Source organism: Methanospirillum sp., from assembly GCF_035560735.1.
In the GTDB taxonomy this organism is placed as follows: Archaea; Halobacteriota; Methanomicrobia; order Methanomicrobiales; family Methanospirillaceae; genus Methanospirillum.
The window spans coordinates 1-2,583 of sequence record NZ_DATMYY010000349.1; the positions used below are offsets into that span (position 1 = coordinate 1).

A 2,583-nucleotide genomic window follows, 5' to 3' on the forward strand; every position below is an offset into this window, starting at 1 on the left:
AGTCTTCAAAAAACAAAAACGGATATTGTTGCTGCTATATCTCGCCTTATGCCAGTAATCGGAGGAGAAGTGCCTTCTGAACATGGAGCCGGTTTTCTGCCTGGTCCCATACGACACTTCTGCTACTGTCAATTACTTCATCGGTGATCTCACAGCCACGGTGTGCGGGAAGACAGTGCATGACAATTGCTCCTGGTTTTGCATGACTCAGAAGATTCATATTTACTTGGTATGGAGCAAAAATCTTTTCACGCTCTTTTGTTTCTTCCTCGTGACCCATGGAGACCCAGGTATCAGTCATCACCACATCAGCATTTTTAACCGCTGCAATGGGATCTTCTCCCAGTTCTATTATTGCCCCTTCACTCCTGGCCTGTTCAATATATTTAAGTGATGGTTTATACTGAGGGGGACATGCAATTCTGACCTCCATACCGGTGAGAATAGTGCTCAGAATAAGCGAGTTACATACATTATTACCATCACCTACCCAGGCTATTGTCACTTTTTCTATCCGGTGCAGATGCTCAACTATAGTCATAATATCTGCAAGGATCTGGCAGGGATGTTCACAATCAGAGAGACCATTTATCACCGGGATATCAGCATGGACTGCAAGTTCAGTCACACTCTTGTGTGAGTTTGCTCTGATCATGATGGCTGAAACAAACCTGGACATGACCCGTGCAGTATCACGAATAGCTTCCCCTCTTCCTAGTTGCATGTCCTTGGGATTGAGGAACAGGGCATGACCACCCAGTTCATACATGCCCACTTCAAACGAGATCCTTGTCCTGGTAGATGATTTCTCAAAGATCATTCCAAGGGTCTTCTGTGAAAGATGAGGAGGAAAAACTCCGACACGTCTCTCTTCTTTGAGTCTGCGGGACGTTGCGATCAATTCGCCAAGTTCGTCACGTGATATATCAAGAATCGAGACAAAATCTTTTTTCATCTAATCTCCTGCATGTGATCTATCCTCTTCTTCAGGACATCCATGGTTCCCACATCACGACGGTGACGAACCGGTCCCTGGACCGATGATGCAGCAGCTTCTGCTATCTTTTCAGCCTCTTCCAGGGTGTCACCAATACCAACATATGCCATGGTCCGTGATGACTGCGTAATCAGGTGATCTCCTTCCCTGACAACTGATGCATAATATAGCAGTGCAGGTCCACCATCTCCAGGAATTATGAAATCGCCGGCATGAGGATTATCCGGGTATCCATCAGGAACAACATATTTACAAACCGTAGCCTTATTCAGAAATGTAACTCTGGTTTTATCAAGGGTCCCTGATGTAACTCCCCGGATGACATCTCCGATGTCTGAACTTAAAAGGCTGAGAACATTCATTGCTTCAGGGTCTCCAAACCTTGCATTAAACTCGATTACCATCGGACCCCGGGCAGTATTCATAAACTGACCATAGAGGATTCCAACATATGGATATCCCTCAGCCTCAAGAGCAGCTACAACCTTTTTCATGATCAGAAGAGCCTGGTCGTATTCATCATCGGTGATGAATGGCATCCGGTGATCCGGAAGGGTATATGATCCCATACCGCCGGTATTTGGTCCGGTATCACCTTCGAAGGCTCTCTTATGATCCTGAACCAGGGGCATAGGGATAAGGTTTTTTCCATCTACAAATGCCTGAAGAGTGAACTCCTCACCGATCAGACGTTCCTCAATAACTACGCCGCCATTGATCTCACGAATGTATTCACAGGCGCCATCCTGATCAACGTGTTCACCCATGATCCTGACTCCTTTACCTCCGGTTAGTCCGATCGGTTTAATTGCATAGTCAGATGATGTGGTCTTCATGAAGGCAATCGCTTCATCCGGACCCTGAAATATATGATATCCAGGTAGACCCGGGATGTTATATTGTTTCATCAGGTTCCTGCAGAATGCTTTATCGGTCTCTATCTGTGCAGCCAACTTTTTCGGACCAACACAGAGTACTCCTGCTGCATTCAGGGAGTCTACAACCCCGGCCTCAAGAGGAACTTCTGGACCGATAAACGCATACCTGATCTGGTTTCTGGTACAGAAATCTGTAATCTCCTGGGAAGCTGTCTCCCTGGTGATCAGATACTCCTGTGACAGGGCAGCGATACCCGGATTAATGCGTGACATTGCTGCGTAGACAACAATATTGTGGCCTTTTGAGAGAGCCTGTGCTATTGCATGCTCTCTGCCTCCGCTCCCGACAACGAGAACCTTCATCTGCTGCCTGCTTTCCTGATGAGTGTTTGTATTCATGCGCTATCTTCTGGAATTTTTGAGATCTACCGGGAACAGCAATACCCGGGCTTACAGAGCATCTAGTGTATAAGAGAAACACAATAACGGCTGCTACTAAATCAATAAATTGACACAGTTGCCTGCCTGATTCTCTGTCCTGTGACTATTTGTCAGCCATGCGTAATTACTCTGACGATCTTTCAATTAACTGATCTTAAGGCATTCATCAGAAAGAGAGTATCAAAAACGCACAGCAAACATCATAAAAAGATGATTTAGATTATGTAATAGCCTAATTCTGAACCAGATCGCCTTTGGATACGAGCT

The 2,583-nt window shown here is 45.7% G+C and carries 2 protein-coding genes; both read right to left on the reverse strand.

Translation table 11 applies throughout. The features are described from left to right. Positions 1-46: 46 nt before the first annotated feature. Positions 47-955, reverse strand: a complete 909-nt coding sequence (argF, locus tag VN429_RS10355) for an ornithine carbamoyltransferase (protein ID WP_325632978.1) — start codon at positions 953-955, stop codon at positions 47-49. After that, positions 952-2,274: a phosphoribosylamine--glycine ligase gene (purD, locus tag VN429_RS10360; RefSeq protein ID WP_325632980.1), complete on the reverse strand. Its 1,323-nt coding sequence runs from the start codon at positions 2,272-2,274 to the stop codon at positions 952-954. The genes argF and purD overlap by 4 nt, the downstream gene beginning before the upstream one ends. Positions 2,275-2,583 lie beyond the last annotated feature (309 nt).